The sequence below is a fragment of the Phyllobacterium myrsinacearum genome, from assembly GCF_002980555.1.
GTDB classification, from domain to species: Bacteria; Pseudomonadota; Alphaproteobacteria; order Rhizobiales; family Rhizobiaceae; genus Phyllobacterium; species Phyllobacterium myrsinacearum.
This window is the reverse complement of sequence record NZ_PVBT01000007.1, coordinates 272,680-289,238: the sequence shown is the minus strand read 5'-3', so window position 1 is coordinate 289,238 and position 16,559 is coordinate 272,680. Positions and strand designations below refer to the sequence as shown.

Annotated in this window: 15 protein-coding genes and 1 riboswitch; of the genes, 9 read left to right on the top strand and 6 right to left on the bottom strand. The window is 58.5% G+C overall.

Features of this window, described 5'->3' with window-relative positions:
- The first annotated feature begins 9 nt into the window (after positions 1-9).
- Genes C5750_RS21775 through C5750_RS21750 form a run of 6 tightly spaced genes read left to right on the top strand, consistent with a single transcriptional unit; the run spans position 10 to position 7,142 of the window.
- Positions 10-1,545: a type II and III secretion system protein family protein gene (locus tag C5750_RS21775; protein ID WP_105736790.1), complete on the top strand. Its 1,536-nt coding sequence runs from the start codon at positions 10-12 to the stop codon at positions 1,543-1,545.
- Positions 1,542-2,240, top strand: coding sequence for a CpaD family pilus assembly protein (locus C5750_RS21770; RefSeq protein WP_245421199.1), 699 nt, complete (start codon positions 1,542-1,544; stop codon positions 2,238-2,240). The genes C5750_RS21775 and C5750_RS21770 overlap by 4 nt, the downstream gene beginning before the upstream one ends.
- A gap of 40 nt (positions 2,241-2,280) precedes the next feature.
- Positions 2,281-3,564 (top strand): CpaE/TadZ family protein, encoded by a 1,284-nt coding sequence (locus C5750_RS21765; protein ID WP_105736657.1) that lies wholly within the window; start codon positions 2,281-2,283, stop codon positions 3,562-3,564.
- Positions 3,565-3,582: 18 nt separating this feature from the next.
- Positions 3,583-5,058 carry a TadA family conjugal transfer-associated ATPase gene (locus tag C5750_RS21760; protein WP_105736655.1) on the top strand — a complete coding sequence of 492 codons (1,476 nt, stop codon included), beginning with the start codon at positions 3,583-3,585 and terminating at the stop codon, positions 5,056-5,058.
- Positions 5,059-5,085: 27 nt separating this feature from the next.
- On the top strand, positions 5,086-6,099 hold the full coding sequence (locus C5750_RS21755; RefSeq protein ID WP_105736653.1) for a type II secretion system F family protein: 1,014 nt from the start codon (positions 5,086-5,088) through the stop codon (positions 6,097-6,099).
- Positions 6,100-6,113: 14 nt separating this feature from the next.
- Positions 6,114-7,142, top strand: a complete 1,029-nt coding sequence (locus C5750_RS21750; RefSeq protein WP_245421198.1) for a type II secretion system F family protein — start codon at positions 6,114-6,116, stop codon at positions 7,140-7,142.
- Positions 7,143-7,205: 63 nt separating this feature from the next.
- On the opposite strand, the gene C5750_RS21745 is transcribed toward C5750_RS21750, so the two are convergent.
- Entirely contained in the window at positions 7,206-8,033 is an 828-nt protein-coding gene (locus C5750_RS21745; protein ID WP_105736649.1) for a tetratricopeptide repeat protein, read from the bottom strand.
- A 146-nt stretch (positions 8,034-8,179) separates the two neighbouring features.
- On the opposite strand from C5750_RS21745, the gene C5750_RS21740 reads away from it, so the two are divergent.
- From C5750_RS21740 to C5750_RS21730, 3 genes are all read left to right on the top strand, one after another.
- Positions 8,180-9,553 carry a leucyl aminopeptidase family protein gene (locus C5750_RS21740; RefSeq protein WP_105736647.1) on the top strand — a complete coding sequence of 458 codons (1,374 nt, stop codon included), beginning with the start codon at positions 8,180-8,182 and terminating at the stop codon, positions 9,551-9,553.
- 114 nt (positions 9,554-9,667) lie between these two features.
- Positions 9,668-10,018, top strand: coding sequence for a MarR family transcriptional regulator (locus tag C5750_RS21735; RefSeq protein WP_105736645.1), 351 nt, complete (start codon positions 9,668-9,670; stop codon positions 10,016-10,018).
- Positions 10,006-10,872: a C40 family peptidase gene (locus C5750_RS21730; RefSeq protein ID WP_199537990.1), complete on the top strand. Its 867-nt coding sequence runs from the start codon at positions 10,006-10,008 to the stop codon at positions 10,870-10,872. Before C5750_RS21735 ends, C5750_RS21730 begins: the two co-directional genes overlap by 13 nt.
- A 60-nt stretch (positions 10,873-10,932) precedes the next feature.
- Here the strand turns inward: C5750_RS21730 and C5750_RS21725 are convergent, their stop codons facing one another.
- From C5750_RS21725 to C5750_RS21705, 5 genes are all read right to left on the bottom strand, one after another.
- Positions 10,933-11,424: a 6,7-dimethyl-8-ribityllumazine synthase gene (locus tag C5750_RS21725; RefSeq protein ID WP_105736641.1), complete on the bottom strand. Its 492-nt coding sequence runs from the start codon at positions 11,422-11,424 to the stop codon at positions 10,933-10,935.
- Positions 11,425-11,505: 81 nt separating this feature from the next.
- A riboswitch (FMN riboswitch) is annotated at positions 11,506-11,668 on the bottom strand.
- A gap of 48 nt (positions 11,669-11,716) precedes the next feature.
- Positions 11,717-12,673 (bottom strand): 2-hydroxyacid dehydrogenase, encoded by a 957-nt coding sequence (locus tag C5750_RS21720; RefSeq protein WP_105736639.1) that lies wholly within the window; start codon positions 12,671-12,673, stop codon positions 11,717-11,719.
- A complete protein-coding gene (locus C5750_RS21715; protein ID WP_105736637.1) occupies positions 12,670-14,301 on the bottom strand; it encodes an ABC transporter ATP-binding protein in 1,632 nt (543 codons plus the stop codon). The genes C5750_RS21720 and C5750_RS21715 overlap by 4 nt, the downstream gene beginning before the upstream one ends.
- Positions 14,298-15,437: an ABC transporter permease gene (locus C5750_RS21710; RefSeq protein WP_105736635.1), complete on the bottom strand. Its 1,140-nt coding sequence runs from the start codon at positions 15,435-15,437 to the stop codon at positions 14,298-14,300. Before C5750_RS21710 ends, C5750_RS21715 begins: the two co-directional genes overlap by 4 nt.
- Positions 15,437-16,540 (bottom strand): microcin C ABC transporter permease YejB, encoded by a 1,104-nt coding sequence (locus tag C5750_RS21705; RefSeq protein ID WP_105736634.1) that lies wholly within the window; start codon positions 16,538-16,540, stop codon positions 15,437-15,439. Before C5750_RS21705 ends, C5750_RS21710 begins: the two co-directional genes overlap by 1 nt.
- Between the last annotated feature and the right edge of the window lie 19 nt (positions 16,541-16,559).

Below are 16,559 nucleotides of genomic sequence, written 5' to 3'. Positions count from 1 at the left end.
ATGTTCACAATGGGGCAACCTGGCCATCGCGCACACCGGTATTGGAAAGCCGGACTTGTCGCTGTTGGCTGCAGCATTGCTTCCTTGCCGATTCAGACAGCGGCCGTGGCGCAAAGCAACATCGTCAAGTTGAACCAGGGGCAGGGCGCGACAAAGCGGATCAATCTTGCGCTCAACAAATCCCTGGTGGTCGATCTTCCGGCGGATGCTTACGATATCCTTGTCGCCAATCCGACCGTGGCCGATGCAGTGACCCGGACGGCGCGCCGCATCTATCTCTTCGGTAAACAGGTCGGCCAGACCAATGTTTTCGTCTTTGGGCCGAACGGCGAACAGCTGGCCAGTTTCGATCTGGTGATCGAACGTGATGTCGCCGGCCTTGAGGGCAGCCTGAAAAAATATATCCCGGATTCCGATATCAAGGTCGAACTGTTGAACGACAATGTGATCCTGACCGGAACGGTGCAGACGCCGCTTGACGCCAAGCGGGCCACGGATCTTGCGACCCTCCTGGTCACCGGCGGTGAAGCGACCACGGGCCAGTATCAGCAGAATGCGGCTGGCGGCGGCAACGGCAATACCAGCGTTGTCATTGGTGACCCGAATGAGGCGCGGCAGAAGAGCAAGATCGTCAATCTGATCCAGATCGCCGGCGAAGATCAGGTGACGCTGAAGGTCACGGTTGCGGAAGTCAGCCGTTCCGTGATGAAACAGCTCGGCGTCAACATGGTTGGATCCACGAAATCCGACGGCATCCTGTTCGGCTCGGAAAATTTGGCCTCCCTTGTCGGGAAGGGCCTGAGCAGTTCCGGTGCAAGCATTCCCATTTCGATCGGCAGTGCCACGATCGACTCCTATATCAATGCCATGGAACTGGCTGGCGTGATGAAAACGCTGGCGGAACCGACGCTGACGGCGATCTCGGGGGAAAAAGCCACGTTCCGTGTCGGCGGCGAATACAACATGATCAATGGCTCGGATGTCGATGACAAGGGAAAAGTCACCTACAACATCGGCAAGATCGACTACGGCATTGGCCTTGAATTTGTTCCCGTGGTTCTATCGCCGGGACGGATCAGTCTCAAAGTGCGTACATCTGTTTCCGAACCGACACTGGAAGGATCGGCATCCCTGAGCGTTGGGCAACGAAAACCTTCGACCAACGTCATATCCATCCGCAAGCGCCTGGCTGACACGACTGTGGAGCTTCCCTCCGGCGGATCCATGATGATTGCCGGCTTGATGCGGGATGATGCGCGACAAGCTATCTCAGGCCTTCCCGGGCTGTCCAAAATACCGGTCCTCGGCACGCTGTTCCGCAGCCGCGAATTCGTGCGCAACGAGACGGAACTTGTCATCATTATCACACCCTATCTGGTACGGCCGGTTGCCCGGACCGCCCTTGCCCGGCCTGATGATAATCTCAATCTTGCCAGCGATGCGGCCGGCATGTTCCTCGGTAAAGTCAACCGGGTCTATGGAACGAAAGCGGCCACCCCGCCGGCCGGCCGGTATGAGGGCGTTGTCGGATACATCTACAAATGAGCAAGGACCCCGCCATGTCAGCCCTCAGGAAATCCAAGCCGGTGAAACCGGTGCTTGCCCTTCTCGCCGTCGCTCTGCTTGCGGGATGTGCAGACCGCAGCACAACCGTCGGGAGCATCCCCGACGACTATCGGACCAACCATCCCATTGTCATCTCTGAAAAAGAGCAGGTTGCCGACATCCCGGTGGGTCATGCCGACAACAGGTTGTCGATCACCCAGCGCAGCATCGTGCAGAATGTTCTGACCAATTATCATGCCAACGGTTCGGGCGTCATTCACATACTGCTGCCGTCGGGCACGCCAAACGAGCACGCTGCGGGCCGCCTGCGCGAGGACATTGTTGCCGTGTTGCGCCGGAGCGGGGTCAAGCCGTTCAATATCTCCAGTGAGCGGTATCGGGCTGCCTCGGATGAATCGGCGCCTATCCGTTTGTCCTACTCGGCCATGACGGCCTCGACCGGGCCGTGCGGCCAGTGGCCCAAGGATCTGCTCGATACGGCGGAGAACAAGCACTATGCCAATTTTGGTTGCGCCAGCCAGAACAATCTGGCGGCGCAGATAGCCAACCCCGCGGATCTCCTCGGGCCAAGGGCGACAACGACGATCGATGCGGAGCGTCGCGGCAAAGTGATCGATGCCTACAGAAATGCCACGCCTCCCACCCCGATCATCAGGCAGGAAGTCCAGTACTAATTGCTGAAAGAGACCTTTCGACAAAACACGGAATTCTACGATGAGCCAGTTGGCCTTTGAAACAGACAATCAATTCGGGGATGGCGATGGCCGGCCGGCTGGTGCGGGCCTGCACGCTTTCCGGCCAATTCCCCGAATTTCAATACAGGCATTTTGCGAGAGCGATGCTGTTGCACAGCAGATATCGCATGCAAGCGAAGACCGCCGCATGGCGAAAACACATGCACAGCTTCACATGGGTGGAATAGCGACAGCAGTTGAACTCTTTCAGACGGTGCCGACACCCAATCTGATTGTTCTGGAATCATCGGCTGCCCCGCGCGACATGCTGGAACAGCTCACCGCCCTGTCCGAGGTTTGCGATCCAAGCACCAAAGTGGTGGTCATCGGGCATTACAATGACGTTTGGCTTTACCGCGAACTGATGCGCAATGGCATTTCGGAATATATGGTCGCACCGGTTAATCTGGCCGATATCATTGGCGTGATCGGCGGTCTTTTTGTCGATCCCGACGCAAAGCCGCTGGGAAGCTCCATTGCGTTTATCGGCGCAAAGGGCGGCGTCGGCGCTTCGACGATGTCGCACAACATCGCATGGTGCATCTCCTCGCTTTTCAAGAACGAGGTGGTCATTGCCGATATGGATCTGCCCTATGGCACTGCCAACATCAATTTCGACCAGGACCCGCCGCAAGGCATAGCGGAAGCAGTATTTTCACCCGAACGCATCGATGACGTTTACCTGGACCGGCTGCTGGCGCAATGCGCTGAAAACCTGTCACTGCTGGCAGCGCCATCAACCCTGGACCGCGTGTTCGATTTCCGCGAGGATTCCTTTGCCCATCTGATCGACGTGGCTCAAAGGTCCGTGCCGCATGTCATTCTGGATATTCCCCACACCTGGAACGGCTGGACCCGCACAACCCTGGCGCGTGCAGATGAGATCGTGATCGTCGCATCGCCGGAATTGGCGAATCTGCGCAACACTAAAAACCTGCTGGACACCTTGAAACAGCTGCGCCCGAACGATGGACCGCCGCGTCTCATTCTCAATCAGGTCGGAATTCCCAAACGGCCGGAGATCGCGCCTGCCGATTTCTGCAGTCCGCTGGGAATCATGCCGATCGGCGTCATTCCTTTCGAGCCTGCATTGTTCGGGAACGCGGCAAACAACGGACGGATGCTCGCCGAGACCGATTCCGCCAATGCGATTGTCCAGAACATCAATGAGATTGCCCACATCCTGACGGGACGGCTGGAGCTGAAGGCCAAGCGGAAGCCGGTGCTTTCCGCGGTTTTGTCCAAGCTGAAGCGCAAGAAATGACGATGAAGGAATAGAGCCATGTTCGGCAAACGCGGCAGTACGGGCGAAGGGCGCCCTGTCCAGGAGTTCCGGGCGCTTGCGCTTGAGACGGCGTTGCCCATGGGTCATGCTCCGCTTGCCGCGGAAGCGGCAAAGCCGCGGGATATTGGCGAGGTAAAGCGTCTGGCGGTCGTCGACCAGGCGCCCAAGCCGGTCGCACCGCAGCGTGAAAAGAACGAGAGCTACTACGACACAAAATCGCAGGTTTTTACGGCCCTGATCGACACGATCGATCTCTCTCAGCTGTCCAAACTTGATCCGGATGTGGCGCGCGAGGAAATTCGCGATATCGTCAACGATATCATCGCCATCAAGAATTTTGCCATGTCGATCGCCGAGCAGGAGGAATTGCTCGACGATATCTGCAATGATGTGCTCGGCTATGGTCCGCTGGAGCCTTTGCTCGCCCGTGACGATATCGCCGACATCATGGTCAACGGTGCGCGCAAAACCTATATTGAAGTGCTTGGCAAGGTCCAGGAATCGGGCGTCCGCTTCCGCGACAACCAGCAGCTTCTGAACATCTGCCAGCGCATTGTCAGCCAGGTTGGCCGCCGCGTCGATGAATCCAGTCCCATATGCGATGCGCGCCTTCCCGATGGCTCGCGTGTAAATGTCATCGCGCCGCCTCTTGCGCTCGATGGGCCGGTGCTCACCATCCGCAAGTTCAAGAAAGACAAACTGACACTTGATCAGCTGGTGCGCCTTGGTGCGATTTCGCCGCCGGGTGCCGAGCTGCTTCAGATCATCGGACGCGTTCGCTGCAACATCGTCATCTCCGGCGGCACCGGTTCGGGCAAGACCACGCTCCTGAACTGCCTGACGAATTATATTGACCGGGATGAGCGCATCATCACCTGCGAGGATTCGGCCGAACTTCAGCTGCAGCAGCCGCATGTGGTGCGCCTTGAAACCCGTCCTGCCAATCTGGAGGGTGAGGGTGAGATCACCATGCGTGACCTGGTCAAGAACTGCCTGCGCATGCGTCCCGAGCGGATCATCGTCGGCGAAGTCCGCGGACCGGAGGTGTTTGATCTTCTGTCGGCCATGAACACCGGTCATGACGGGTCGATGGGCACCATCCACGCCAACAGCCCGCGCGAATGTCTCAGCCGCATGGAATCCATGATCGCCATGGGCGGGTTTGCGCTGCCGCAGCGAACGGTGCGGGAGATCATCGTTGGTTCTGTCGATGTGATCATTCAGGCCGCCCGTTTGCGCGACGGCACGCGCCGCATCACGCATGTGACCGAAATTGTTGGCATGGAAGGGGATGTCATCATCACCCAGGACCTCATGCTTTACGACATCGACGGCGAAGATGCGAATGGCCGGCTGATTGGAAAACATGTCTCAACCGGCATAAGCCGGCCGAAATTCTGGGATCGCGCCCGCTATTACAATGAGGAACACAGATTGGCCAAAGCCATCGATGCGATGGAATTGCAATCATGATCCATATGGCACGGCGGGAGAGCAATCATGTTCGGGCTTGATCTTGAACAACTCGCCTTCGTGCTGTTGGCAACGATTGCCGTTGCCGCGCTTGCCTACTTCTTTGTTTTTGACAGCATCGAACAGCAGAAAAAGTCGGATGACCGGTTGAAATCGGTCAAGCTGGCCGCGACGGACGGTTTGACCAAGTCAACCGCCAGGGACAAGCAGGCTGAAGCGACGAGACGCCGCAAATCGGTCCAGGATACGCTGAACGATATCGATCAGCGGCAGAAACTGCGCGACAAGAACATCAAGTCACCGCCGCTGAAAATGCTGTTGCAGCAGGCGGGCATGAAAGTGACCGTGAAGCGCTTCTACATTTATTCCGGTGTTGTTGGCCTGGTTCTGGTGCTGCTGCGCACCTTCTTCGGCGCACCGCTTTATCTGGCTCCGGGCTTTTTCCTGATTGGTGCGCTGGGGCTGCCGCGCGCCTTCGTCTATTTCCGGCGCCGGCGGCGGGTGGCGGCATTCCTGCACGAATTTCCCAATTCCATCGATGTCATTGTGCGCGCCATCCGATCCGGTCTGCCGCTCAATGACGGTATCCGGCTGATCGCGCAGGAAGCGCAGGAACCGGTTCGTACCGAGTTTCGCCGGATCGTTGACATGCAGCAGGTTGGGGTGAGCATTCCGGAGGCGGCCATGCGGATGTCGGAATACATGCCCTGTCCGGAAGCAAGCTTCTTTGGCATCGTCATTCAGATTCAATCGCAAGCAGGCGGCAATTTGTCGGAAGCCCTTGGCAATCTTTCCCGCGTGCTGCGCGACCGGAAAAAGATGAAAGCGAAGGTTCAGGCCCTGTCGATGGAAGCCAAGGCCTCCGCCTATATCATCGGCGCCTTGCCGTTCGTCGTTGCGGGCCTCGTCTACCTGTCCAGCCCGCAATACATCATGGTTCTGTTCACAACCGATATGGGCAAGATGATCATGGTGTGTTCCGGCATATGGATGTCCATTGGCATCGCCGTGATGCGCAAAATGATCAACTTCAAGTTCTGAGCGGAGTAAGCGCGGTGTTTTCTTCCCTTCTCAAGGCCGTGCAGGACAATCCGGATACAGTCCGGACGGTCCTTGTCGCAATCTCAGCGTTTGCAACGGTGGTAACGGTTTTCCTGCCGAAGCTTCGGACCTCCGTGCTGAAGACGCGGATGAAATCCGTGGCGCTGGAGCGTGATCAGCTGCGTGCCAAGGACCGGACCCGCCTCGCCACGGAAAGCATCAGCCGCCACAAGGCTGCGTCGCAGGGTAGCCTGCGCATGGTGCAGAGGCAGGGTGTTCGCCAGTTCGTGGAAAAGCTGGATCTGCAGCGGGCGCTGGCCGATGAGAAAACACTGGCCTCTCTGCGCACCGCCGGATTTCGCGGGCAGAATGCCTTGAATTTGTTTTTGGCGGCGCGCTTTGGTCTGCCGTTCCTGACGCTCAGCCTGACCGCCTTCTGGGTGTTCGGCATGAATGGCCTGATACAATATCCGACAATGGTCCGAATACTCGTCTGTCTCATCGGCGGCTATGTGGGCTTCTACGCGCCCAATCTCTATGTGAGCAACGCAGGCAGCAAGCGCAAACATTCGATCCAGATGGCATGGCCGGACTCACTTGATCTCATGCTGATCTGCGTTGAATCCGGAATGTCCATCGAAGCTGCCTTCAAGAAGGTCTCCGAGGAGATCGGGGTCCAGTCGACAGCTTTGGCGGAAGAGTTCGTCCTGACGAATGCGGAATTGTCCTTTCTGCCCGAGCGGCGGCAAGCCTATGAAAATCTAGCCACGCGAACGGGACTTGAATCGGTCAAGGCCGTGGTCCAGGCACTGACGCAGTCGGAGCGTTATGGTACGTCCATTGGCGGCGCATTGCGTGTCTTGTCCGATGAGAGCCGTGAAGCCCGGTTGAACGCGGCGGAAAAAAAGGCCGCGGCCCTGCCGCCCAAATTGACGGTTCCTATGATCTTGTTTCTCTTGCCTGTGCTTTTTGCCGTCATTCTCGGGCCGGCTGTGATTCAGGTCTCGGCGCAGGGCGGGCTATTCGGGACAGCCCTCAAATAGGATCGGGATCCGCACATAGTTCCAGAAAATGGCCGCCAGATCAGAGCGGCCTTTTTCGTTTTATCAGCTATTGGGCTTCTTCTTGTCCTTCAGCATCGTCCAGGAGTTTTGCTGGGCGAGCATGGAGCGCAGATATTTGACGTTGGCTTCCGCCTGTTGCGGCGCGAGCTCCTGTTTGGCAATCGTTTCGGCTTCCGAAAACCGTCCCTGAAGTCCTACCACAAGCGCCAGGTTCTGCCGGACCCGGCTGTCGGCTCCCTGCGCGCTGGCTGCCCTGCGCATGTAGGTTTCGGCCGTATTCAGTTCGCCCGACAGCACATAGGACATCCCGAGATTGGAAAGAAGCGATGCTTCGTTCGGGTTGAGATCCATGGCTTGCTTGTAGATGTCACGGGCCTCGCCGGTTTTGCCCAGCTGATCGAGGATCGCGGCTTCGGCGGAAAGCAGCTTCCAGTCCGGATATTCGGGCGTCTGGGCACGGCGGATTGCGCCAAGCGCCGCTTCGAACTCACCGCTGCTCGCCAAGGCCTTGCCATAGGCGGCCAGAACCTCACGGTCCTTCGGATAGGCGATGGCAAGGCTGCGCATGACTGCCAGCGCCTGATCATTCCGCCCCATCATGCGCAATACCCCGGCAAAATTCATTGCGGTGGTTTTGTCCTTCGGATTGCTTTGGTACCGGGCGCCGAGGCTGGTGGAGGCCTGCGCCAGCTGCTGCGCGTTCATCTGGTCAAAATTGCCGGTGGGAACCGCTGTCGAAGCGGCGGGCGCAATGGAGCCGGTGGTTGTCTTATCGGTGGTGGCGCAGCCGGAAATGCCGATTGCAACGGCAACCATGGCCACGGAAAAAATGAGCCGGCGGTTGCGTTGAATAATCCCTGCGCTTGTCATAATTTGCCCCGTCCGATCCCGCCGCACATCATTGGTGCGTTAACCAATCCCATGTGAAAGAAATATTCTGTTAACCCTAACGGACCGTTAATGACGCCGCCTTCGCTGGCGCAAAAGCAGAAAATTGACCCGAGGAGCAAACGACCATGCCAGCCGAAATCACCAAGCAGAAATCATCGGACAGCAAGCCTGTCTGGTTTGTACCGAAGGGCGGGCTGGAGGCGCTTGTACTCGATCCGGCAGCGCTTGCCTGGGCTGAGGCAAACGGGTTCGAGGGGCAGGCCGGCCGATTGCTCATTGTTCCCGGCGAAAAGGGCGGGATCGCTGGCGCATTGCTCGGGACCGGCAAGGACGACAATCCCCTTGCGACAGGCAAACTGGCGCAGGCTTTGCCGAAAGGCGCCTGGCATCTGGCAGGCCCCGTCAGCGCGCCCGATCTGGCTGCTCTCGGTTTCCTGCTCGGCGGCTACAAGTTTACCCGGTACACGAAGAAGGACGACGCAAACGTCACGCTGACGTTGCCGGAAGGTGCTGACAAAGCCGACGTGAAGCGCCAGGCGAGGGCGGTTACGCTTGCGCGCGACCTCATCAATACACCTACCAACGATATGGGCCCCGAGGCGTTGGAAGCCGCCGTGCGCGCGCTGGGCGATGAGCACAAGGCGGCTGTGTCGGTGATCAAGGGCGATGCGCTGCTCAAGAAGAATTTTCCGATGATCCATGCCGTCGGCCGCGCTGGAAGCGAGGAACCGAGGCTGATCGACCTGCAATGGGGCAAGAAGGATGCTCCCAAGGTAACCCTGGTGGGCAAGGGCGTCTGCTTCGATACGGGCGGCCTTGATATCAAGCCTGCCAGCAGCATGCTTCTGATGAAGAAGGACATGGGCGGTGCCGCCAACGTGCTGGCACTTGCGGGCATCATCATGGACGCAAAACTGCCGGTCCGTTTGCGCGTCCTCATACCTGCGGTGGAGAATTCCATCTCGGCCAATGCCTTCCGTCCGAGCGATATTCTGACCAGCCGCAAGGGAATTACGGTCGAGATTGGCAACACTGACGCGGAAGGCCGCCTTGTCCTCGCCGATGCGCTGGCATTGGCCGATGAGGAAGAGCCGGAAATCCTGATTGACATGGCAACGCTGACGGGCGCAGCGCGTGTTGCGCTTGGCCCGGATGTGCCGCCCTTTTATTCGACGGATGACGGCTTTGCGGCCGATGTGGCCAAGGCGTCCGAAGCCGTGGCAGATCCGGTCTGGCGCATGCCGTTGTGGCAGCCCTACGAAGCAAGGCTCTCATCCCGCGTGGCCGACATCAACAATGTGACGACCGATGGCTTTGCCGGGTCGGTGACAGCGGCACTGTTTCTGAAGCGCTTTGTCGAGAAGACCAGGGTCTGGGGGCATTTCGATATCTATGGCTGGAACCCGGTGGAGAAGCCGCATTCTCCCGTTGGCGGGGAAGCGCAGGCCATCAGGGCACTCTATCACGTATTGAAGATGCGCTTCCCGGCCGGGAAGTAACGGGGGTACGTCAATCTGTGTCCGGCCGGAAGTTGCAGACCGGTTATGACCGCTTGCACTTCAGGCTGCGAGGAATAAAATGATACGGAACCGAAATGATCTCGGAAGCCGTCTATGCAGATTGAGTTGAAGCCGTTTCAGGCGCTGACATTGTGGAAGGAAATTGCGGTCTCCGAAGTGCGGGATGACGCGCATGACCTGACGATGCGGCAATTGGCCGTGCTGCTGACGGTTTATCTCGAGCCGCCGCCGCACACGATTCGTGGTATGGCTGCCAAGCTGAAGGTGACCAAGCCGGTGATCACCCGCGCGCTGGATACAATGGGTGGTTATGGTTTGGTCGACCGGCACCGTGACGAAAAAGACAAGCGCAATGTTCTCGTCAAAAGAACGGTAAAAGGTGCGCTCTATGTTGAAAAGCTCGGCGATCTCGTCATCGCCAAGGCAAGAGGATTACCCCTGTGACATTGGATAAACGGTTGAATGCATTCCGCCCCGATCTGGCGGACGAAAGCCTGCGCGGACAGGTGGAAGCGGAGCACTTCGTGCAAGGCAAGCCCATGCGCATTGCCGATCCGGTCGTTGATGTGCGTGGTGCAGCACGCGGCGATGCTGGCGTAACCACACAGTTCCTGTTCGGCGATGACGTCCTCGTGTTCGAAGACAGCAATGGCTGGTGCTGGGTCCAGAACGAACGGGACGGATATGTCGGCTATGTCGTCGATACGGCGCTGGACAAGCGTTATGATGAGCCCACGCATATCGTCATCGCGCCGCGCACATTTGTCTATCCCGGATCTGATCTGAAGTTTCCCCCGACCAATGCACTGTCCATGGGATCGCTCGTCACAATAAAGGGCGGCGAGGAACGCCGTGGAACGCTCTACGGCATCCTGCCAAGCGGCGAGGCCATCATTGCCAAGCATCTCGTTCCGATTGATGAAGTCACCGATGATCACGTGGCGGTTGCCGAGACCCTGATGCACACGCCCTATCTGTGGGGCGGTGTGTCCGGTTTCGGAATTGATTGCTCCGGTCTCGTCCAGTTGTCCCTGCTGATGACCGGTCAGTCCGTCTTGCGCGACTCCGACATGCAGGCTGATACAATCGGCGATGCGATCGAGCCGGACGCACATTACAACAATCTGAAACGCGGTGATTTTGTTTTCTGGAAGGGGCATGCGGCGATGATGGCCAGCCACTCCATGCTGCTGCATGCAAGCGGTCACACGATGAGCGTGACGCTTGAGCCTCTGCACGATGCCATCGAGCGTATTGCCTATCTCTACGGCAAGCCGACAGTGGTGCGGCGGCTCTAGTCAGATAGCCCCTCAGTTGGTTGGAACAGAGGGGCTATCATTTTCTTTACCTGTTCAGGTTCAGGCGGCCGATAGTTCAGCCACCTGCTGGAATGTGCGGATGATCTGCAGGCAGGCGCGCGCCGCCTCCTGTCCCTTGATCAGGAAGTGTTTGGTGAAGAAGTCGATGTGTTGGGTGGTTTCCTGGAAATGATGCGGCGTCAGCACGGCTGACAGCATGGGAACGCCGGTCTCCATCTGGGCGGTAAGAAGCGCATTCACCACCGTACCGGCGACGAAATCGTGCCGGTAGATCCCGCCATCGACGACGAGACCGGTTGCGACAATCGCGTCGTACTGGCCGGTCTCGGCGAGCTTCTTGGCCAGCAGCGGAATGTCGAACGATCCCGGCACATCATAGACGTCAAACCGTCCGGCAGTGATGCCTTGGCTTTTGAGTTCGCCCTCAAAGCCGATACGGCACTGATCGACGATTTCCGCATGCCATCGCGCCTGGATGAAGGCGATGCGCGGGGCGAAATGTGGGGTATTGTTATTCTGGAACTGATCCATGTCGGTCTCCTCAAGAGTTGACGTGAATCAGGGCACAACCAAAAACGGTCAGGGACTGCCGGAAAGGCAGCCCTTGCTTTCAGTTGTTCTCTTTCATCCGGACTATACCGTCGGCTTCGGAATTGCACCGAAATCTGCTGACCTTTCCGGCAAGCCGGAAAGCGCTCGCGGGCTCGCACCTGACATCTTTCGATACCCAGTGATTACCGCCGGTGGGGAATTGCACCCCGCCCTGAGAACACTTGCGGGGGCAATCTATCCGAAGGTTTCCGGCCGTCAAAGCCAAATTTTTCTAATACTGGGCTTTCCGGTCGACAATATTTTTAAGCGGCTCGCCGCGCTCGAAGGATTCGATCTGGGCGACGATCTCCGGAACCAGCGCAGACGGGCTGGAGCTTGCGGCCGCATGCGGTGTGATGATGACCTGAGGATGCGTCCATAGCGGGCTGTCCTTCGGCAGGGGTTCCCTGTTGAACACATCAAGCGTGACAGCCGACAGCATGCCGCGTTCCAGCGCGGCCAGGATATCCGCCTCGTTCTGCAGCCCGCCGCGCCCGGCATTGATGAGAATCGGTGCGCCGAGCGGCCCGTCGGCCTTCATCTGGGCAAAAAGGCTCATCGACAGGATGCCCTTGGTCTCCGGTGTCAGCGGCAGCAAGGAAACGATGATATCCGCATCCTTCAGGAAGTCCTTCAACCCATCATTGCCGTGATGGCTGGTCACGTCTTCGACGTTCTGGGGGCGGCGGCTCCAGCCGCTGACCTTGAAACCCAGCATGCGCAGCTTCAAGGCCGCGTCACGGCCGAGCACGCCCATCCCGAGTATGCCGACATTCACCTCATGGGCTGCCGGCTGGCGCCGGTCCTCATGCCAGACCTTGCCGGCCTGCTGCTGCCGGTAGCGCAGGCCGAGGCGGTGGTGATCCAGCACCTGCCAGACCACATATTCCGTCATGCGCATGGTCAGATCAGGGGACACGATGCGCACGATAGGCACATCGGGAATCCGGTCATCATGGAAGACGTGGTCCACACCGGCGCCCAATGAGAAAATGACTTCGAGGTTCGGCAGGTCCGCGAGGGAACCGGGGCGCTGTTTCCAGACCAGTGCGTAGCGAACCTTTTCCTTGTCCGTATCGGTGTTCAGGACAAGTTTGCGCTGCGGGGCGTTCTTGGCAAACTCCGATAGCCAGACCTCCGGGTCCCATCCCGTTACAGCCAGAAAAATCGTGTCGCTTGTCCCGGTCATTCGCTTACTGCTCCCTGTTCCGCCGTTTCTATCCTGAAGGCAGCTGCCATCAGTGCTTTTGTATAATCGCTCTTCGGATTGGCGAAGATTTCCTCCGACGGGCCATATTCAACCGCTTTGCCATTGCGCATGACAAGCACGTCATTGGCCAGCGCTTTCACCACCTTGAGATCGTGGCTGATGAAAAGATAGGCCAGATTGTGCTTTTGCTGCAATCCGCGCAAGAGGTCGACCACCTGCGCCTGCACGCTCATGTCGAGCGCCGACGTCGGCTCGTCCAGCATGACGAAGCGCGGGTTGAGAACCATGGCTCGGGCAATGGCGATGCGTTGGCGCTGACCACCGGAAAATTCATGCGGATAGCGGAAGCGGTTCTCCGGGTCGAGATTGACCTCCTTGAGTGCGGCAACGACACGTGCATCGCGCTCATCAGCCGACAGTTTCGGCTCATGTACGGCAAGGCCCTCGGCCACGATATCGGCAATCGACATGCGCGGCGACAGCGACCCGAACGGGTCCTGAAACACGATCTGCAGCTCGCGCCGCAGCGGCCGCATTTGCTTGAAGGAAAACTGGTTGATGTCCTTTTCGCCGAAACGGATGACCCCTTGAGATGAAATCATGCGCGACAGCGCAAGCCCGAGCGTGGTTTTGCCCGAGCCGGATTCGCCGACAACCCCAAGCGTCTGTCCGGCACGGATGGTCACATCGATACCATCGACCGCCTTCACATGATCGACGGTGCGCCGCAGGAAACCCTGCTTGATCGGGAACCAGACCTTCACCTGCTCGCCGCGCATGACGGGCGCGGCGGACAGATCAGCGGAGGGGGGATTGCCCTTGGGTTCGGCGGCAAGCAGATGCCGCGTATATTCATGCTGCGGATTGTCGAAGATCTGTCTGGTGGGACCGGTCTCGACGATTTTGCCCTTGGTCATGACGCAGACGCGATCGGCAATCTTGCGGACGATGCCAAGGTCATGCGTGATGAACAGCATGGACATGCCCTGTGCCTTCTTGAGGTCGGCAAGCAGTTGCAGGATCTGCGCCTGCACGGTTACGTCAAGCGCCGTGGTCGGCTCATCGGCGATCAGCAGCTTCGGCTTGTTGGCGAGCGCCATGGCAATCATCACACGCTGACGCTGACCGCCGGAGAGCTGGTGCGGGTAGGCATCGAGGCGTTTTTCCGGCTCGCGGATGCCCACTTCATGCAGAAGCGCCAGTGTGCGTTGCCTCGCTGGTTTGTCAGCCATGCTCTGGTGCAGCTTGAGGACTTCGACAATCTGCTTCTCGATCGTATGCAGCGGATTGAGCGAAGTCATTGGCTCCTGGAAGATCATGGTGATGTCGTTGCCGCGCACACGCCGCAGATCATTCTCGTTGCTGTCCAGAAGATCCTGCCCGTTGAACAGGATCTGGCCGGAGGGGTGCGAGGCCGGTGGGTAGGGCAGAAGCTTCAGGATCGATAGGGCCGAGACCGACTTCCCGGAGCCGGATTCACCGACAAGCGCGACGGTTTCTCCCTGGGCGATGTCGAACGAGACATGATCGACGGCAATCGACTGGCGGCTGTTCTGGGTAAAGGCAACCGAGAGATCACGGACGGAAAGAAGGGGGGACGCACTCATTTGAAAGCCTTGCGCGGATCGAACGCGTCACGGGTCGCTTCGCCGACAAAGATCAGAAGCGACAGCATCAGCGAGATGACGATGAAACCGGTCAGGCCAAGCCATGGGGCCTGCAGGTTGTTCTTGCCTTGCGCCAGAAGCTCGCCCAGCGAGGCGGAGCCCGGTGGCAGGCCGAAACCGAGGAAATCGAGCGAGGTGAGCGTCGTGATCGATCCATTGAGGATGAAGGGCAGGAAGGTGAGCGTCGTCACCATGGCGTTGGGCAGGAGATGGCGGAACATGATTGTCCGGTCACGGACGCCGAGCGCCCGGGCGGCATTCACATACTCGAAATTGCGGGCCCGCAGGAATTCGGCGCGGACGATGCCGACAAAATGCACCCATGAGAACAGCAGCATGATGGAGAGCAGGATCCAGAAGCCGGGCGGCAGGATCGAAGCCATGATCAGGAGGAGGTAGAGGGTTGGCACTGAGGACCAGATTTCGATGAAGCGTTGCGCCAGAAGATCGAGCCAGCCGCCGAAATAGCCTTGCATGGCGCCGGCCGTCACCCCGATCACCGCTGACGCCGCTGTCAGGATCAGTCCGAACAGCACGGAAATGCGGAAACCATAAAGCGCCCGGGCAAACACGTCGCGCGCCTGATCATCCGTGCCCAGAATGTTCATGTTGCCGAACGTGCAGTTGGCGTCGTTCACACCCTGCGGATAGCGGGCACAACGCTCCTCGGGCGTATAGAGCCAGAATGGTTTTGACGGTGCCGTATCGGGAAGCTCGTTGTTGACGGTGCGGTAGGAGTAGCGGATCGGCGGCCAGATGGCCCAGCCATTGGCGTTGATCTCGTCCTGGATCACCGGATCGCGATAATCGGTCACCGCATAAAAGCCGTTGAACTTCTCTTCCGGATAATCAACGAGAACGGGAAAGAGAATCTCGCCCTTGTAGGAAACAAGGATCGGCCGGTCATTGGCAATGAATTCGCCGAACAGCGAAGCAATGAACAGGAACAGGAACAGCCACAGGGCCCACCAGCCGCGGCGGTTGGCCTTGAAGTTCTGCCAGCGGCGGGCATTGAGCGGTGACAACCGCGGACGGCGAACAGCAACGGGCTGCGTGCCAATGCTTGTATCGGTCATCAGACATCCCTCCGCTCGAAATCAATACGCGGGTCGATCCATGTGTAGAGGAGATCGGACAGGAGGCTGACGATGACGCCGACAAGGGCGAAAATATAGACCGTGGCAATCACCACCGGATAATCGCGGTTGATGATCGATTCATAGCCAAGCAATCCAAGCCCATCGAGCGAGAAAATCGCCTCGATCAGCAACTGGCCGGTGAAGAAAATTGAAATGAAGGCGCTGGGAAAACCGGCAATGACGATGAGCATGGCGTTGCGGAAGACGTGCCCATAGAGAATTTTGCGCTCGGTCAGACCCTTTGCCCGCGCCGTGGTGACATATTGCTTGCGGATTTCATCTAGGAACGAATTCTTGGTCAAAAGGGTCGTCGTGGCGAAGGCCGACAGCAGCATGGCCGTCAACGGCAGGGCAATGTGCCAGGCATAGTCGACGACCTTGCCGAAGAACGAGAGCTCGGCGAAATTGTTGGACGTCAAGCCGCGCAGCGGGAACCAGTCGAAGAATGAGCCGCCGGCAAAAAATACGATCAGCATGATGCCGAAGAGAAATCCCGGTATCGCATAGCCAACCACGACAACGGCACTGGTCCACACGTCAAAGGCAGAACCGTCCTTGATGGCTTTGCGAATGCCGAGCGGGATGGAGATGGCATAGGATATCAGTGTCATCCATAGGCCAAGCGATATCGAAACCGGCAGTTTCTCCTTGATGAGCTGCACCACGCTGATGTCGCGGAAATAGCTGTTGCCGAAATCAAACCGCAGATAGTTCCATACCAGGATACGGAAACGCTCGAGCGGCGGCTTGTCCAGCCCGAACTGCTTTTCGAGGCTGGCTATGAACGCGGGATCAAGACCCTGGGCGCCGCGATATTTCGAATTGGCCGTGCCGAGGCCAAGCGATTCGTTGCCGTGGCCAAAATCGGCGCCGCCACCGCCGATGCGGTCAAGCGCGTTGCCGCCCTGTCCGGTGAGCTGGCCGATAATGCGCTGGACCGGGCCGCCGGGAACGAACTGTACAATGACGAAGCAGACAAGCAGAACTCCGAACAGGGTCGGTATCATCAGGAGCAAACGCCGTAGAATATAGGCTCCCATTAAGACGGTGCTCCCGGGG